The organism is Wolbachia endosymbiont (group B) of Eucosma cana, assembly GCF_947250645.1.
Lineage (GTDB): Bacteria > Pseudomonadota > Alphaproteobacteria > Rickettsiales > Anaplasmataceae > Wolbachia.
The window spans coordinates 909,625-927,102 of the sequence record NZ_OX366334.1; the positions used below are offsets into that span (position 1 = coordinate 909,625).

Annotated in this window: 16 protein-coding genes; 9 read left to right on the top strand and 7 right to left on the bottom strand. The window is 32.9% G+C overall.

Going from position 1 to position 17,478, the window contains the following annotated elements; genetic code table 11:
• Nucleotides 1-3 precede the first annotated feature (3 nt).
• From OOK99_RS04500 to OOK99_RS04510, 3 genes are read left to right on the top strand one after another with little or no spacing between them, the layout of a single operon-like run.
• Entirely contained in the window at nt 4-1,332 is a 1,329-nt protein-coding gene (locus tag OOK99_RS04500) for a M16 family metallopeptidase (protein ID WP_264720242.1), read from the top strand.
• The gene (locus OOK99_RS04505; protein WP_264719524.1) at nt 1,319-2,629 is read left to right on the top strand and encodes a M16 family metallopeptidase; all 1,311 of its coding nucleotides are present in this window, start codon (nt 1,319-1,321) and stop codon (nt 2,627-2,629) included. Before OOK99_RS04500 ends, OOK99_RS04505 begins: the two co-directional genes overlap by 14 nt.
• A gap of 55 nt (nt 2,630-2,684) precedes the next feature.
• Complete coding sequence (locus OOK99_RS04510; protein ID WP_264719525.1) at nt 2,685-3,551, top strand: DUF2207 domain-containing protein; 867 nt, start codon at nt 2,685-2,687, stop codon at nt 3,549-3,551.
• 7 nt (nt 3,552-3,558) lie between these two features.
• Here the strand turns inward: OOK99_RS04510 and purN are convergent, their stop codons facing one another.
• A complete protein-coding gene (gene purN / locus OOK99_RS04515; protein ID WP_143689443.1) occupies nt 3,559-4,125 on the bottom strand; it encodes a phosphoribosylglycinamide formyltransferase in 567 nt (188 codons plus the stop codon).
• A 264-nt stretch (nt 4,126-4,389) separates the two neighbouring features.
• Between purN and OOK99_RS04520 the strand changes: the two genes are divergently transcribed.
• Nucleotides 4,390-4,806, top strand: a complete 417-nt coding sequence (locus OOK99_RS04520) for a hypothetical protein (protein ID WP_017531777.1) — start codon at nt 4,390-4,392, stop codon at nt 4,804-4,806.
• On the opposite strand, the gene OOK99_RS04525 is transcribed toward OOK99_RS04520, so the two are convergent.
• Nucleotides 4,799-5,320, bottom strand: coding sequence for a Na+/H+ antiporter subunit E (locus tag OOK99_RS04525; protein ID WP_127463654.1), 522 nt, complete (start codon nt 5,318-5,320; stop codon nt 4,799-4,801). The genes OOK99_RS04520 and OOK99_RS04525 overlap by 8 nt on opposite strands.
• 103 nt (nt 5,321-5,423) lie before the next feature.
• Here OOK99_RS04525 and OOK99_RS04530 point away from each other — a divergent pair, with 103 nt between their 5' ends.
• The 3 genes from OOK99_RS04530 (at nt 5,424) to lgt (ending at nt 7,671) form a co-directional block, all read left to right on the top strand.
• The gene (locus OOK99_RS04530; protein WP_264719527.1) at nt 5,424-6,335 is read left to right on the top strand and encodes an ankyrin repeat domain-containing protein; all 912 of its coding nucleotides are present in this window, start codon (nt 5,424-5,426) and stop codon (nt 6,333-6,335) included.
• 88 nt (nt 6,336-6,423) lie between these two features.
• Nucleotides 6,424-6,873: an SsrA-binding protein SmpB gene (gene smpB, locus OOK99_RS04535; protein WP_015587785.1), complete on the top strand. Its 450-nt coding sequence runs from the start codon at nt 6,424-6,426 to the stop codon at nt 6,871-6,873.
• Nucleotides 6,874-6,879: 6 nt separating this feature from the next.
• Nucleotides 6,880-7,671 (top strand): prolipoprotein diacylglyceryl transferase, encoded by a 792-nt coding sequence (gene lgt, locus OOK99_RS04540; protein ID WP_264719529.1) that lies wholly within the window; start codon nt 6,880-6,882, stop codon nt 7,669-7,671.
• 214 nt (nt 7,672-7,885) lie between these two features.
• Here lgt and OOK99_RS04545 read toward each other — a convergent pair whose 3' ends face one another.
• The 4 genes from OOK99_RS04545 to OOK99_RS04560 form a co-directional block, all read right to left on the bottom strand.
• Nucleotides 7,886-8,428: a hypothetical protein gene (locus OOK99_RS04545; RefSeq protein ID WP_264337136.1), complete on the bottom strand. Its 543-nt coding sequence runs from the start codon at nt 8,426-8,428 to the stop codon at nt 7,886-7,888.
• Between the two features lie 84 nt (nt 8,429-8,512).
• Nucleotides 8,513-9,040, bottom strand: a complete 528-nt coding sequence (locus OOK99_RS04550) for a phospholipase D family nuclease (protein WP_007301949.1) — start codon at nt 9,038-9,040, stop codon at nt 8,513-8,515.
• A gap of 40 nt (nt 9,041-9,080) precedes the next feature.
• Entirely contained in the window at nt 9,081-10,568 is a 1,488-nt protein-coding gene (locus tag OOK99_RS04555) for a UbiD family decarboxylase (RefSeq protein WP_264719531.1), read from the bottom strand.
• A gap of 47 nt (nt 10,569-10,615) precedes the next feature.
• The gene (locus OOK99_RS04560; protein WP_264719533.1) at nt 10,616-12,499 is read right to left on the bottom strand and encodes a DUF3857 domain-containing protein; all 1,884 of its coding nucleotides are present in this window, start codon (nt 12,497-12,499) and stop codon (nt 10,616-10,618) included.
• A gap of 392 nt (nt 12,500-12,891) precedes the next feature.
• On the opposite strand from OOK99_RS04560, the gene OOK99_RS04565 reads away from it, so the two are divergent.
• Together OOK99_RS04565 and OOK99_RS04570 are read left to right on the top strand one after the other, a co-directional pair.
• On the top strand, nt 12,892-13,632 hold the full coding sequence (locus OOK99_RS04565; RefSeq protein ID WP_264719534.1) for a DsbA family protein: 741 nt from the start codon (nt 12,892-12,894) through the stop codon (nt 13,630-13,632).
• Nucleotides 13,633-13,828: 196 nt separating this feature from the next.
• Nucleotides 13,829-16,021, top strand: a complete 2,193-nt coding sequence (locus OOK99_RS04570) for a phage distal tail protein, Rcc01695 family (protein ID WP_264719535.1) — start codon at nt 13,829-13,831, stop codon at nt 16,019-16,021.
• Between the two features lie 323 nt (nt 16,022-16,344).
• Here OOK99_RS04570 and OOK99_RS04575 read toward each other — a convergent pair.
• Nucleotides 16,345-17,459, bottom strand: a protein-coding gene (locus OOK99_RS04575; protein WP_214303219.1) for an IS3-like element ISWpi17 family transposase whose coding sequence is annotated in 2 segments (ribosomal slippage) — nt 16,345-17,186 and nt 17,186-17,459 — 1,116 coding nt in all. Because the reading frame shifts where the segments join, the coding sequence is not laid out codon by codon here.
• Nucleotides 17,460-17,478 lie beyond the last annotated feature (19 nt).

Below are 17,478 nucleotides of genomic sequence, written 5' to 3' on the forward strand. Positions count from 1 at the left end.
ATAATGCTTCGCAAATTCTTTAGTTTTTTTATACTATCTGTGTTTTTTTTCATTTGTCCGATTTCTTTGGAAGCTGAAATCATAAAGCATGCTAAGCTCAGTAACGGATTGGATGTTTATGTAGTACCTAATCACCGAATTCCAGCTGTTTTTCATGCAATAATATATAAAGTTGGGGGAATGGATGACCCAATTGGCAAAGCAGGATTGGCTCACTACTTTGAACACTTAATGTTTGAAACTACAGGAAAATTTAAAGACATAGAATCCACTTTGGGCAGCATTGGGGCCCAATTTAATGCTTTTACCACTAAAGAATACACCTGCTACTACGAATTAGTTCTCAAAAAAGATTTACCACTAGCAATGGAAATTGAAGCAGACAGAATGGGCAATTTTGATGTTACTCAAGACAAAATAGATAGAGAAAAAAATATCGTATTAGAAGAAAGAAAGATGAGATTTGATAATAATCCTGAAGCTTTACTATGGGAGGAAATGAACAGTGCATTTTATCATAATGGTTATGGTAGGTCTGTTATTGGTTGGGAGAGCGATATTAAAACTTACAATCAAGATGACATAACAAGGTTTCATGATAACTATTATCATCCAGGTAATGCTATACTGCTCGTTGTTGGTGATGTAGAATTTGAAGAAGTAGCGGAATTAGCAAAGGAAAAATATGGTGTAATTAAAGCTGAGCCTGTAGTTAAGCATTATCCGAACCAAGATTCAATACATAATGCAGATATATCGGTAATTTTAGAAAGCACTGAAGTGAAAGAGCCAGTTTTATACTTTCGCTATAGTGTTCCTTTATTTGAGCAAATAAGTGAAACTTTTCCTGTTGATTTGGCAGTTGATGTTTTGGGGAATGGCAAGTCTAGTAAGCTATATAAAGATTTAGTTCTAGATAAGAATGTAGCAGTAGAAGTGTTTGCTTATTATAATAGCTTAGCTTTTAGTAATGGTTACATTGAGATTCGGGTAACTCCAAAAAGCGGGGTGAATTTGGATGATGTTGCAAGAGAGTTAGATAATTCTATTAATCACTTTACCTCTGAAGGAATAACAAGTGAAGAGTTGCAAAGTACAAAGTCTAAATACAAAGCAGCACAGTTTGATAATCTATCTGATTTAACTAATATAGCAATGTTTTATATACCACGTCTAGCACTAGGTATTCCACTTGATGAAATAGACATTTCATATAGCAAAATTAATGATATCAATCTAGAGGACGTAAATAACAAAATTTATACTATCTTTTCTACTAATAAATTAGTCGGTCGTTTGCTACCAAAAGGAGGTAATAATGAAGATAAGTAAATATGTATTTCTATTTTTTTTCTGTCTAGGCTTTAATTTGCAAGCAAGCGGTCACCTAAATGTAGAGGAGGTTACTACTAATAAAGGACTTAAGTTTTTATTTGTTGAAAACCATGATCTACCAAAAGTTTCACTTAATATATCATTCAAAGATGCAGGTTGTGTGTATGAAAATATAAAAAAGCAGGGGCTTGCTTGGTTTACTTCTCTTGTAATTCAAGAAGGAGCAGGAAAAAATGATGCCAAAGATTTTGTAAAAAAGCTTGAGGATAAAGGAATTAGTTTAAATTTTATTGCTGGTTTAGAAGCATTTAGGATTTCATTAAATACTTTATCTGAGAATCTAGAGGATGCAATTTCACTACTGAGTGATGCTATAATGCGTCCTAAAGTTGATCCTGAAGGATTGAATAGAGTTTTTGAAAAAGCCAAAGTAAACTTTAATAATTTTGAAAAAGATCCTTATTTTATTGCTGCAAAAGAGTTGGATACGTTGTTGTTCAAAAAACATCCTTACTCAAGAAATCCATATGGAATTCTAGACACTATAATGAGCATTACTAGAGACGATGTTTTAACATACATAAAGCGTAGTTTTACTAAGGATAATATCGTTATTAGTGTTGTTGGTTGTGCAACAAAAGAAGAAGTTAGTACGCTGCTTGATAAATATTTATCTAAGTTACCATCAAAAAGATCGAAAGTTAGGAAGATATCTGTAAAAAATGAATTTGGGCCTGCAGAAAGTAAGAGCGTTTTTATGGATATACCACAGAGTGTAATACTTTTTGCTCAAAAAGGCATAGCATATGAAGACCCTAATTACTATAATGCTAGTGTTTTGATTAATGCGCTTGGTGGTATGGGGCTGAATTCAATATTAATGAAGGAATTGAGACAAAATCTAGGTATTACTTATGGTATTAGTGCAAGTAATATTACAAATAAACATGGGAATGTTATATCTGGATTTATAAGTACTGACAGTTCCACTGCTGATAAAGCTATATTAGCATTAAAAGATACCTTTAGCAGAATAAAAAATGAAGGAATGGACGAGCAATTGTTCAAGGATACAAAAATCAGTTTAGTAAATAACTTTACCTTCTCTTTTCTATCCAATAATGTAAGTATAGCAATGCTATTGGATAATATGCAGATAAATGATCGTGATGTTAACAATATAAATAATTATACGAATATCATTAATGATGTTCAATTGGAGGAAGTAAATAAGCTGGCAAATTCTTTGCTTGATCCCGAAAATTTATTTTTTGTTAAGGTTGGAAGAAAGTAAATCATTACTACAGCATAGTTGAAATTTTAACCATATTTCTTTATAATTTAGATATATGATTGACTTTTATGTTCAGGTGAAAAACGATACTGCAAGAGAAAGCAAAAAAACTCCAATTGCTTTGTTAAATCCTTTAATAACGATATTTTCTGTTATCAACACAGGTGTGTTGATAATCATCAAGTTGATACATATTACAAGTCAACAGATAGGTATGGCGGGCATAATGCTTGGTAATATTGGCACAGGTGTTTTTTTTAGCTCAGTATCCCTAATTTCAAGCATGTACTCTTTTTTTGACTATTTTAGAGAAAAAAGCTTATATAAAAAATGTAATTACAAGAGAACATTAGAACAAAAAAGAAGGGATAAATATAGAATTCAAGGTATTTGTTGGGATATTCTGTGCGATATATTATTTTTAACAGGCGCTGCAGTTTCTATTGCTTTATTTAGTAGTCCTATAGTTCTTTTTGTTACTGCACCTCTTGTTACATTGGGCTGTATAGTAATGACTGGTAACATAACTAACTCTATTTATCATCAAGTTAAAAACTTTAAAATTCATCTTTCACAATTTTCAAAAGAGGAGCAGAAAGAGCTGTATATAGAGATGAAAAAAGAAATAAATTTATCACGCCTTCATAGAATTATAGCAAAAGTACTACCTGATGTATTAGTATTAGCAAAATTGCACGCTAATCATGAGAATAAAGAAAGGCGAAAAGAGGTTCAGCATTTAAAAGAAATGCTGAAAGAAGGCAATCGAAAACCAATCGACGATGATACATCTGATAAGGTTATTGAAATGAAAAAAGAAAAACATATCGAGCAAAAAAGCTCCAACCCTAAAGTTCCAACACACCTTTCTCTGGATCAAGATGTAACAAAAAGAAAAAGCAGTACCACACGATCTCTCTAATTTAATATCACTTAGCGTTACTTTCTGCTATTGATCTTACTGCTTTTACATAACACTTATGCTCTTCAGCTAGAATGCGCTCTGAGAGACTGTGAACATCATCATTTGGTAACACTGGAACAGTAGCTTGAGCGATTATGGCTCCAGCATCAATTTCATGAGTAACATAATGCACAGTACATCCTGTAATTTTTACACCCGCTTTCAGAGCTTGCTCCTGAGCATTTAGGCCCTTAAATGACGGAAGTAAAGAGGGATGAATATTTATAACTTTGTTATGCCATTTATTCAGGAAATTGGCCTTTAGAATTCTCATAAACCCTGCAAGGCAAATTAAATCAACCTTATGTTGAACAAGTATTTCATGAATTTTATCAGTATTAAGTGGCTTATCTTCAACAACAAACGCTGAAACTCCTGCTTGCTTTGCTATTTTAAGGCCTCCAGCTTCACTATTATTTGTGATAACACACACAGTTTTAGCAGGGAAATTCTGATCTTGACATGCTTCTATTAAAGCTTGCATGTTTGATCCTCTACCTGAAATTAGTATTCCGAGTTTTATCTTTTTCATTTTAGTACAGCTGTAAGAATGGACATTAATAAAATAGCTCAAAAAGAAAGTTTATTTTAGAATAAATACTATTGTGCAGCAATATTTTACACTGCTGGATAACATGGAATTAAAGAAATCATTCAGTTTGAAGTAATTTTAACATTTAATTTTAGGAATATTATACAATTTATGGTAAATAAATGCATATTTTTATGGCTGCGTTATTATTTATTTAACAAAGTATTAGTATAATTTACTACTGAATTAAATGGAGAAAATTCAATGAATAAATTACCAAGCAATGCAAAAACAAGCAAGTCTCAGGTTACTCAGTGGGAGGTAATAAAAAATTGTGAATATTCTGATAATTGTTTATCAAAAGTAGTAACTTTATACGTTATTAAAATGGCGGAATTATCAGATATTTATACGAGTAATGAACCTGAAATTAACACTATACTTACAAGAATAAGCATAACAAGTGAAAATGCATTTTTAAATAAGGTTGTTGATATTGAAATTATGGAGGGCATTTTTCCGTACAAATTCAACAGCAAGAAGAAAAATAACATATCAAGGCTAGAAGATTTGTACAATTATTTATGTTCTACTGTTATTGATAGCCTTCCAAAAGAAATGCTTGAAAGCCTAATAAGAGAATACAGAGACGCTGTTAACTTATTTAAAGCAATTACTTAACTAGGTGTAGCATTTTTAAGACTTTACCTTCTATTTCAGAAATGCCACTTTCAAGATCTTTATCTATCAAACATATGATAGATAAATATGTTTTCTGCTTCTTTTCAACATTGATAGTTAAAGTTCCAGGGGTAATCGTAACCGAGTTAGCAAATAATGCAATGGTCTTATCATTATGTCCTATGCATTCCCTTACAATAACAATTGGCTCAACTGTAGATTTGAATCGTAGCACCTTTTTTGTTACATAAATACTTGAAAAAATAATTTGGTAAATTAGCCAAGGTATATAACTTATAAGCTGATAAAGTGACAGCCTACCACTATCATTTAGAATTTGACTAAGGGCACTTTCAGCATCAATTAACCTTTTAAAGATAATCAATGTGAACACAGAAGAAAATACTCCACAGAGAATAAAAAAAGGCTCGAAATAACCAGACAATGTAATCCATAGAGAAGACAAAATCACAAATGATAGAGAAAAAAACTTAATATTTTGCCTGACTTTCATGATTTGGAGTATAACTTAAATGATTTTTTAGGAAAATAAAAAGTTCTTGATTTTTGTGTCAAAGAACATAATAACCAAGTTATTTTAATAAGTAGTGGAGATTATGACGCTTGATGATTTTCTAAAAATGCTTGAAGAAATAAATGATACTTCAGGTTTAAGCAAGAACAACATAGTTGAACGAATAAAAATAAAATTAGAAAGAATTGATTTACGGAGGTGGGAAGATAGTGGATTTAATATCAATCATATATTCACTACACATAGTGATCTAGATCCTGTAGAAACTACATTGTTGCATTTTGCTGCTAAGAGTGGCTATGAAAACATAGTAATAGCTCTAATTGAATATGGAGCATATGTTGATGCATGGGACAGCGATGGATGCACCCCTTTACATTTTGCTGCTGAATGGAACCACAAAGGCATATTAGATATTTTAATTGAAAGTGGAGCAAATGTTAATGCGTGGGACAATGATGTATGTACACCTTTACATCTTGCTGCCGAAGGTGGAAATGAAAGTGTAGTAAGAGCTCTAATTGCATGTGGAGCAGATGTTAACGCGCAGAACAATGATGGACACACTCCTCTACATTTTGCTACTAAGAGTGGCTATGAGAACATAGTAATAGCTCTAATTGAACACGGAGCATATGTCGATGCGTGGGATAATTATAGAAGCACTCCCTTGCATTTTGCTGCTGAAAGTGATAATGAAAACATAGTAAGAACTCTGATTGAACATGGAGCATGTGTTAATGTGTGGGATAGCTGTGGACGCGCTCCTTTGCATTTTGCTAGCGATCATGAAAGTATAAGAGATATTTTAATTGAAAGTGGGGCATATGTTAGTAAACAGAACAATAATAGATATGCTCCTTTACACTTTGCTATTGAATGGGGCTGCAAAGATGTAATAAGTTCTTTGTCAGGTAATGCTATTCCTAGGTCTGAAATGGTAGTAGGAAGAGTGGAACAAATTACACTTGCAGGAAGATTAGAGCTTTTTTAACCAAACTTGCATTTACTGAGATAATTGTTTTGTTATGAATTAAACCAAAAGTTCTGTAATATATTGAAGCTTAAAGATATCTTTAGATATGGAAGTTATTGCAGAAAATAGGAAAGCAAGGTTTGAATACTTTATCTTAGAAGAATTTGAAGCAGGTATGATCCTCTTAAGTAGTGAAGTAAAATCACTAAGGGAAAGAAAAGCAAACATTTCTGATGCTTACGTTACTGAAAAAAAAGGCGAAATATGGCTAAACAATATGCATATCGCAGAGTATAAAGCTGCAAACCAAAAGAATCACAAGCCAAAAAGAGAACGAAAATTGCTTTTGCATAAAAAAGAGATAAATAAGCTAATTGGTCAAATCAAAACCTCTGGAATAACTGTTGTGCCACTTTCTATCTATTTTAATGATAAAGGGTTGGCAAAAACTAAAATTGCTATTGTTAAAGGAAAAAAACTCTACGATAAGAGAGCAACCATAAAGCAGAGAGAGTGGGACCGTGAGAAAAGTAGATTGTCTAAGAATAATTTGTAGTAAAATATGTCTTTAAGTCCAGTTATTTTTAGCATCGGTCCTGTTTCTATATATTGGTACTCTTTAGCATATGTTTTGGGTATAGTTTTTGCATATTGGTATTTACATAAGCTAGACAATCAAAAAATATTTACTAAGAATTTTTACGATTCGTTATTAACAGCCGTTATTATAGGCATTATCCTTGGAGGTAGGATTGGGTACGTATTGATATATGATCCAGTTCTCTATATAAGCAATCCTATCGAAATACTAAAGACCTGGGAAGGAGGTATGTCATTTCATGGCGGTGCTATAGGAGTTTTGCTTGCAGTAATAATCTCCTGTAGAAGACATAACATTCCTATATTTTACACACTGGATCTAATTTCTTGTGGAGTTCCGATAGGTTTACTTCTAGGCCGCATAGGTAATTTTATAAATGGAGAGTTATTTGGCAGGGTTACAACTATGCCGTGGGGTATGGTATTTCCAGAAAGTGGTGATAATTTATTGCGCCATCCAAGCCAACTTTATGAAGCATTTTTAGAAGGAGCGCTACTTTTCGTAGTTGTAAATTCACTATTTTTCTTGAACAAAATAAGATTGTATTACGGTGCAACAACTGGTATTGCAGTTATGTGGTATGGAATAGCACGTTTTGTGGTTGAATTTTTCCGCGAGCCAGACTATCAAATTGGCTATTTATGGTTCAATTTAACTATGGGACAATTTCTTTCTATACCTATGATTTTGCTGGGAATGCTTATATATTTAGGTGCGTTGAACTTAAGATTTAATACGAAATCTGTTCAATAGAGAAAAGGTAAGTTTAATCGAAAAATATAGTGGAAGTTTATTTATTCCATACTATGTACAATTATGTGAATTTTTTGTCTTGCAGAGAATAAATGTAAGACCAGCAAACCTTCGTTGTATAGCTATAAGAAAAACTTAGTAGCTACTGACCAAATTCATTACTAAGTAGATATTCATTTTCCACCAGAATATTCCTGATTGAGAAGCTACTTTATTAAAACATATTTTTAAATTTTTGCCAAAACCCTGGTTGATTATCATTAACCTTTGTGAAGGCTATGTTTAAACTGTATCTCGGATCATTTGGCATATCATATCTAATATTCAGTATTGAAAATTTGTTTTTATTATGAACAGAAACATCGTCATATGATAACTTTGTCGTGTAGCACTTTATATGTTTTTGCTTATCATATACTATATCACCTGATTCCCCTTCTAGTTCTACAAATTTAGTTTTTTTCTGACATTCTTTTATTTTTATTAGATCCTCGTTTAGTGATATTGAAACCGGTAGTGTATTCCCAGCATACTCTTTAGCTAAAAGCTCACTTTGAGGATACATTTTTATTTCCCTTCCAAAATGTGAGTCTATAAAATTATTGCTCCAAAATTTGTCTCCAGAATGTACATATTCGTCAGTAGCATACGGTACACCACCATAATTGCATTGAACTTTGTAATCTCCAACACCATTATTTTGAAAAAAATCATGAATGGCAGCGTAACTATCAGCAGCATCATTTATGTAATCCATTACCTACCCCTTAAAACCTTTTAATTTATTATATCACAAGAAATTAAATCTATCAATAAAAAGACTTTTTTTGATATCAAGTATCTAGGGAGCATATTGATAGGATTGTGACATTCGTATTTCCCAGTTCTTCACATACTGCTGGACTAATTCAGGATAATTTTCAATAATTAATAAATTTTCAGCGTTTCCCTTTTCAGCTGTCTTACTGAGGTTAAACGATCCTGTGATGACTTTTTGATTATCAACAATTATTACCTTATTATGAGCAATTTTTGGCTTATTATCGATCCAAATCGGTATTCCATTTGAAAACAATTCGCTTATGACACTATATTTTGAATGGAGTTGTGATTTATCTAAGACGACTTTAACATCAACACCACGCTCTTTGGCGTTAATCAAAGATTTTGCAACTGTTCCAAGAGTAAATGTATATTCTTGAACTAAGATAGATTCTTTAGATTGGTCTATCTCGCTGATTATCGGTACAGCACAGTCTTCTTCAGGTGAGAAGCAAACTGTTGCTTTTGGGCAAGGCGAGAATGTAGGACCCACATAGTAATACAGAGAAAAACATGCCGACAAAAATAAAAGATATAAAAGCCTCACAAACCACACCTAAATACACGGCGGTAGTCTACATCATAGTTTAATCATCTGTCAACCCATATTCCTTCCACTTCTCTGTAACTTTCTTTATTATTTCCTCGCTCATTTCAATTTTTCTTCCCCATTCTCGTTTGGTTTCAGGTGGAAGTTTGTTTGTTGCATCAAACCCTATTTTACCTCCGAGACCACTTTCAGGGGAAGCAAAATCTAAATAATCAATTGGGGCATTCTCTATCGTAATTGTATCACGCACAGGGTCCATTCTTGTTGACATTGCCCACATCACTTCCTTCCAATCACGTATATTTATATCATCATCAACAACTATGATAAATTTAGTATATAAAAACTGTTTGAGAAAAGAGAGTATGCCCATAACAATTCTTTTTGCATGCCCTGGATAAGCCTTTTTTATCGATACTACCGCTATTCTATATGAACAACCTTCTGGGGGCAGATAAAAATCTACTATCTCCGGAAACTGATTGATGAGAATCGGCACAAAGATTTCGTTGAGTGCTTCACCAAGAATTGATGGTTCATCAGGTGGCTTGCCAGTGAAAGTGCTGAGATAAATTGGATCTTTGCGCATTGTAATTGCAGTGATGTTAAACTCAGGAAACTGTTCAACAGCATTATAGTAACCGGTATGGTCTCCATATGGCCCTTCATCTTGGTAATTATCCAAACTTACATATCCTTCCAAAACAATTTCTGCATGAGCTGGAACCTGAAGAGGAATAGTTTTACAATTTACAAGCTCAAGTGGTTTTTTTCTCAGCAGCCCGGCAAATTGGTATTCTGATAAAGTCTCCGGCACCGGAGTTACTGCAGCAATAATCGTTGCAGGATCGCTACCAATCACAGCAGCCGCAGGAAACTTCATATTTTGCCCCCTCTCCTTCCACCGTTTATGGTGACCTGCACCACCACGATGTGCAAGCCAGCGCATGAGAGTCGTTTTTTTATTCACAACCTGCATACGATATATTCCAAGATTAAAATTATCTTGCTTGTCTGCTGTTGGTCCTTTTGTTACCACAAGTGGCCAAGTGATAATCGGTGCAGGCTCGTTTGGCCAGCATGTCTGAATAGGTAGCAAACTAAGATCCACCTTATCCCCAGTTAGCACCACCTCTTGACATGGAGCTTTGCTTACAACTTTGCTCCGCATCGACAATACAACTTTTAGTAGAGGAAACATTTTCACAGCATCTTTGAAGGTTTTTGGTGGCTCAGGTGATCGCAAAAATGCTAGAAGTTTACCCAGATCCCTTAATTCATCAGAATTTATACCAAGTCCGAATGCAATTCTCTCAATAGTACCAAATAAATTCACTAAAACGGGAATTGAATTTTTGCCATTTTCTGTGACAACATTTTCAAAGATGACAGCTGGTCCCTTGTTTGACAAAACCCTACGATGAATTTCTGTCATTTCAAGAATAGTTGAAACTTCTTTTTTAATTCTAATTAGATCTTTTTTTTCTTCTAATGCTCTGATGAAGTCGCGTAAGTTATTGTACATATTTTAAAAATTTTAAGCCTTTTAAGAAGTGCTTTTCCCAGCACAACTCATTCACTTATTATTATAGAGGCTCTAGAAAAATTATTCTCCAATTCGCTTTTTAAGTTTTTATATTCAGCAGTCTTTAATTCTTCATTGGTAATAAAGCTTTTCTTTATGGTTATTAAATTGCTAAATTCGGTTCCATCATTTTTATATTTACAGAACCTATTTACATATAACCAAGGAGAATCTATTTCAAAATTCAAATTTTCACAGTTTTTAATTTTGATATCTTTTATTATCATATGGCTTTCCTTAGTTTTAGGAACACCAATAAAAAGGTCTGACACTTGGTCAGAAGCTGTATTGACAACATCATTAAGCCAATTATCTCCTAAATTCAAAGCTGGCCCTAAATTTGTCTTAAAAATCTTATTTTTTTGCTGAAACTCATATTTAATTGTCAGATCCTCTACATTACGCAAGGTAAGGTCAGGCAATTCTAAGAACTTCTTTTCTTCTTCATCAAGATATACTCCACTAATCATACGAAAAACAGAATCTCTTAACTGCTCATCTGAATAATATAATCCAACACCTGTTAAGCCTAAGGCTGCTTCCCCTTGCACGGTAAGCTGGCCATATTCATTTACAACGTTATCTTCTATAGTTAATTCACTATGGGATATCACTTTTGAATTTTCACCTTGTACAGCAGGAATCTTTATGTAATCTGCTTCCTCAGAATCGAGTACTAGAGCGTTCCTATCAGCAATGTCTGGGAAAATACCCTGTGCCATACTGACGGTATTAGTTGGATCGATCCAATATATTTTTCCATCTCTATTTGTTACTTTGAGCATCACATGATTAAAATTACCCATATTAGGTAATGCTTCAGGATTAGAAGTGCTAGTAGTTCCTCTCATAACTAAAATAGGTTGAACTTTATAACCAAGTTTTTGCAGAATAGCAGCCGTGCTAGCAGAAAAGTCTTTGCAATCCCCGACTTGAGAATCAGCAATTTTCTCCAAATCTCTCGGAAAAAATTTTCCTGACACTGTACGCCAGTCTCCCATGTACTGAACTTTTTCATTCAATAAAGAAGTGACTGCATTAATTTTCTCCTCATCGGTACTCTCATTGTCAGCAAATTCTGCTATAGCTTCAAAAGTTGCAGGAAGCGGCTGATTGATAACGCTATGATATCCAGGAGCTAATTTTTTAGCTAAATCCTCCCATTCAGATAAGCTTGAAAGTGATACCCAAGTGTTGTGTTTTATGTTCAATATTCCATTATGTGGTTCATTTGTTGTGTTTTCATAAACTGCTTTCTTTAAAGCAATGCTTATAGAGTGTATATCATCATTTTTTTCCTCAGCGATTTCTAATACTTCTCTTGGATCATTAACTTTAATCTCCAGGGGTAATTCAGAATTGATTTTAGTATTTTCTGCTTGTAAATAATCCCCGTAATAAGAAAAGCTCAAGCCATAAAAGTTATCAACAGGAACCTTTTTGTTAACTTGCTTATATCTTAAATATACTTCCGTACCAATTTCTATTTTAGGAAATGGTATGGTTACTTGCCTTAGCTGATCAAAGCCTTTACCAGGACTAGCCAGTGGCTTATCCTCCATCATATCTTCAGTAACTATATATTCCTCTCCATTATAAGCTGCTTTAGCCTCTAAAACAGTAAAATCTGCACTATCATCATTGTAAACAAGACTGTATAGAGAGAATCTATCACGTCCAGATTCTTTGAGTATTTTTGCTTGTAGTTCTACTTCCGTTTCATAGGTACCATCTCTATTAACATTAATGTTAACATTAGAAAATTCAACCTCAACGGAAGCATCTTCGTACTTAGCCCACCTTGCTTCAGCTATAGTAGACATGAAAAATACTAGTAATGCTAAGTTAAAGATAGTTTTTAGAAATTTCATTACGTCACCACATTTACTGAAAAATTATTTTACTAGACTTGTACAATGCCACCTACAATACAAACAGCCAACTGATTAGGGAAGAAGCTTATTTTCTAGAATGGCTATTTCTTTCTCTCTACCAATTATTGGTTCGCTCATATAATTCACCGCCGTGTTTGTCAGCATTATATGCGGCGGTTATAAAATAATCAACTTTTTTACCGCCGCGGTTACAATTGTTATACGTGGCGGTAAGGATTGCTTAAATCTCAAATGCCTTATTATACACAAGTTTTCGTTACTTAATATCACCAGATTCTCTGATATAACATATATAAAGTTTGCATTTCTTGATAAAAATGTTTTAACATTAAGCATTTCTTTAATATTTGTATTCTTTAAGTAAGTATATGTCTAAGATACCATTTTTATTGATTTTTATACTTGCAGTAGCAAGTTTACCAGTAATAAACAATTGGCTTTCACACCGCAGTCAGAACTTAAATGATGATTATATAGGTGAGAGATTGGATAATTACATCAGTAAAAATTTTGATAGAGTTCTAAAAGCTCTCCAGGAAGAGTCAGCTAAAAATAGTTATGCTAATGCAACCAAAAATAAAATTTCTCAGCATAAAAATGAAATATTCGACTCTACTTATCCTTACTCAGGAAATGAAAATAGCAATATCATAGCTGTAGGTTTTTTTGACTATTCTTGTGGATATTGCAAAGCTATAAAGAACGATGTAAAACAATTGATCAATGATGGCAAAGTTAAGTATATCTTTAGGGATGCTCCAATACTTGGTAACAATTCTTTAAAGGCAGCAAAAGGTGCTTTAGCAACTTATTTTATCGATAAAGAAAAGTACTTAGATTTTCACTACGCTGCACTAGATCACAGAGGAGAATTTTCAGATGAAACTATATTAGGTATAGTGAAAAATATAGGGATCAACGAGAACGATTTTAACAACTCTATGAAAAATAATGCAGACAAAATTGAGCAAATGATAAACAACAGCAAACTTTTAGTAAGGGATTTGGGAGTAGGCGGTACACCTTTTTTGATAATAGGAGATAGTCTTTTTGTAGGAAAAACTGATTTGAATATATTACGTAAAAAAGTGAATGAGTTAAAAGATTAATAAATTTCCTGCTTGACAGCATAAGAGAGTTTAAGTATAATTAAGTTAAGGTATAGTAAGTAACAATATGTATAGGCTACATATTAGTTCAAGAAAAGTAGGTGATGTTTCCTTGCAATACAGCACGACCTTAAGTAATAAGCCTTCCTAGGCTGATTAATCTATTAAAATACAATTATTATTTTGGAGTTATAACATGAAAAATTTCAACAGAAAACCAATTGCTCTTTTTCGGCAAGTCGAAAAAAGCACAAAATTAAGTAAATTTTTATCTAAGAATCTAAACTCTGTTTATTCTCAAAGGCTAGAAAAACTATTTAAAAAATTTAATGCACAAAAAACAAAAAAAAGTAATTCATTGAATGAGCTAAAGGAAGCTTATCCTAAAAAGCTAAAAATAGGAGCTTCTATATCAGAAGGAGATTGCTTTTTTGACTCCGTGGCTCAAGGATTGAATGAGCTAAATATAAAACCTGGTCATCGTTTTACCGCAAAATCATTAAGAGAAGATTGTGAAAATTATGCTAGAGCAAATGCAAATTCGTGGGTTTATAACAAAATAACAGAAGATGCTGAAGAAGGAGGATATTTTGTAGGTGAAGGAAATTTGGATAGCAAAGTAATAGCGAAGGAAAGAAATAGCGAAGATGAAAAAGGCATATCTGCACAAACAGACTGGTGTAAAGATGAAGAAATAATAACCAAATATACAGAAGAGGAGTTTTTCAGCTGGTTACTAGAGGAATATCGTGAAGATAGAGAAGGGAAGATTTTAGAGATTTTGAAAAGTAGGTATGGCACAGATGATGATTTGTTACTAGACGAATATGAAACAAGTAAAGATAAAGAAGAAGAAATAAGCGAAGATGAAGAAGAAATAAGCGAAGATGAAGAAGAAATAAGCGAAGATGGAAAAGAAAAAGGAGAAAAAGTTACTATTAAGCCAGATAATTCCAACTCTTTTTCTAAATATCTAAACAACATTAAAAATATGTCTACAGAAACTAATTCTCTAGCTATATGGGGTCGTCCAGAGATTGAAGGTAGAATGATATGTGAGAAGTACGAAGTGGAGCTTTATATTTATTCAATAGATGAAGAAAGTCAAAAAGTTACGGTAACTAAAATTACAGCACATGATGATGATCCAGCAGTTTTTATACAAGATATAGGTCTCAATCAACTAGAGATAGATAGTAGCAAAAAAACTGTAGGAGTAGTGAATTACATGAGGCATTTTGTGCCACTTCTTAGCAAAATCCCTTCTGATATAACAGAAAATCAATCAGTTTCTAATGAAGAAATCTTTGGTGAGGTTACAGAAGCTTCTGCTTCTGAGCAACCAGTACGACAAAAAAGCAGCACTAGTGAGCCGATTTTTTCGAATAAAAGCACTCCTATTTTCGATCAATCAGAGCAGAAACCACTAAAAGAAAGAGCTGCTGATAGAAGTATTAATGAAAGCAATTCACAAAATTATGAAGCAATGTTAGAAAAAACACACAATAAAACTTGTGAAAATACAGCAAAGATCTTGAGTGAAACTTCTAAGGATATGAAAAAAAATTCCAGTGAAGAAATTCTTGAAATAGGTAAAAGAGTTCCTGCTTCTGATCAATCAGAGCAAGAAGAACAATATAATATCAGAACTAGCAAATCAGCAATTGTGCAAGATCATGAAACACAAAAAGAGAGAATTAATACCAGCGCTAGTGAGCCAATTCATACAGATACAGTAATTACTATTTCTCATCAACAAGGGCAAGAAACACAACAAGAGGCAACAGAAAAGAAATTAATCAATAGTTGTTACAGAAGAGAAGCTATTTATAGCATAGCTGCTGTAATAACAGCTATAGCATTCACAGCATCTGCTATAGCTGCTATTTTTACTCAACCAATTCCTTTAGCATGTCTTGCTGGAGTTGCTTTAGTTGTTTCGTGTGTTTGTGTATATCAGTTAATGCAAAGTCATAACGACATTCATGAACTCAAAAGTGAGCCAAAGGAAGCAATAGGATTTCGTTTTAAGGATTGGTCAGACTTTACCGTTATCAATCAAGAAATTGGCATAGGAGACGATAAAAAAACGATCTTTCAACTGATGAAAACTTACATAAGTGGAAAAGACAAGCATACACGAACTATTAAAAAGCCAGTGCATGATACAATAAAAATTTACCTAGATGGTGAAAAGACAGAAAAATATTCAGTGAATTATTCAACTGGAGAAATAGCATTTATGAAACCACCAGCAAAAGGCACAATAATCACCGCAAGCTTCGAATTTGATGTACCAGTACGATTTGATACAGATTACCTAAACGCTTCTATTGATAACTATGGCAGCAATAGCTGGAACAATATTCCCTTGGTGGAAGTGAAATAAAGTTAAAGTATGCTCCATAAAAGTTAAGCGATACTGAGGCTCATATTTAAATGAGCCTTGCACATTTTAAAGTCTATCGCCCATTACAATGTTCCACACTCGAAATTTGAGGAAATTCTAATGTAGTGTTTTCTCTTTCTTGTAAAATAGAAAGTTTTAATAATTCTTTTAGAACTAACTTTACAAGTGTTGTACCATTTTCCTTAAAGAGGTATAATGCACCCATTTGTCTAGACCATTTTTTTCAAAGTGATCCGATTTTTAAAATGAATATGTTGATAAATACGTCGACACACATTTAAAGTATTTATCAATATATTCATTTACTGTTTATGATAATAAAGATCAGCAGGAACTTTATAATGTAGAGTCTGATGTCGCCTTCTATAGTTATACCAAGCAACAAAATCATTTATTATAAGATTTAAATCTCTGATACTATTTGGTCTATAATAATATATAGCTTCTTGCTTTAAAGTTCTCCATAAGCGCTCAACAAATATATTGTCGAAGCAACGTCCTTTATGGTCCATACTGATTTTAATATTAGCACGCTCTAATTCCATAATAAAGTTGTAGCTAGTAAACTGCACCCCCTGATCACTATTAAAAATCTCAGGTTTACCTTGTTTTAGAGCTTCTTTGAGAGTATAAAGGCAAAATCCAGCATCGAGATATGGTGATAATGAATGAGCAATAATATAGCGACTATACAAGTCCATTATTGCCACAAAATAGATAAACTTACCTTCTACCATAATATATGTTATATCAGTAGCCCATACCTGATTAACTCTACAAATAATCAAATCTTTGAGTAAATAAGGATATATTTTATGCTTTTTTTCTTTAATACTTGTATTACATCTTTTTCTACAATACAGCCCACTAATCTTCATTTTTTTCATAATTCTTAAGATTTTTTTGTGATTGACTACTACTCCACTCGCTATGATTTCAGCAGTAATTTTACGATATCCATAACGGCAATCAGAAGCCAAATATACTTCTTGAATCAAATTTGCTACTTCACTTTCGTTATTAATTATAGGCCTATAATATAGGCTAGATCTGCAAATCCCCAATAAATCAGCCTGTTTCCTAATTGACAGATCAGAATCTTTTTCTATAAACCTTACTCTATCTTTTTTGCTTATTTCAGTAATTTTTTTTTCAAATAGCTATTTTCCACTGTCAATTCTCCTATTACTTTATGTAAACTTTCTATTTCTTGCGCTAAGATTCTTTGTTTTCTCGCACTTTCACTTTCTTCAACAAATAGGTCTTTTAACCTTGCCAATACTCTATCACGCCAATCATATAGATTTGTTGATGGTATTTTATATTCACTACATATCTCAGCTGTGCTTTTTTGATTTTTTATTGCTTCCAAAGCTATCTTTGCTTTTAACTCTGGTTCATATTTTTTTGTTGCCATACTTTTACCCCTTTACCTT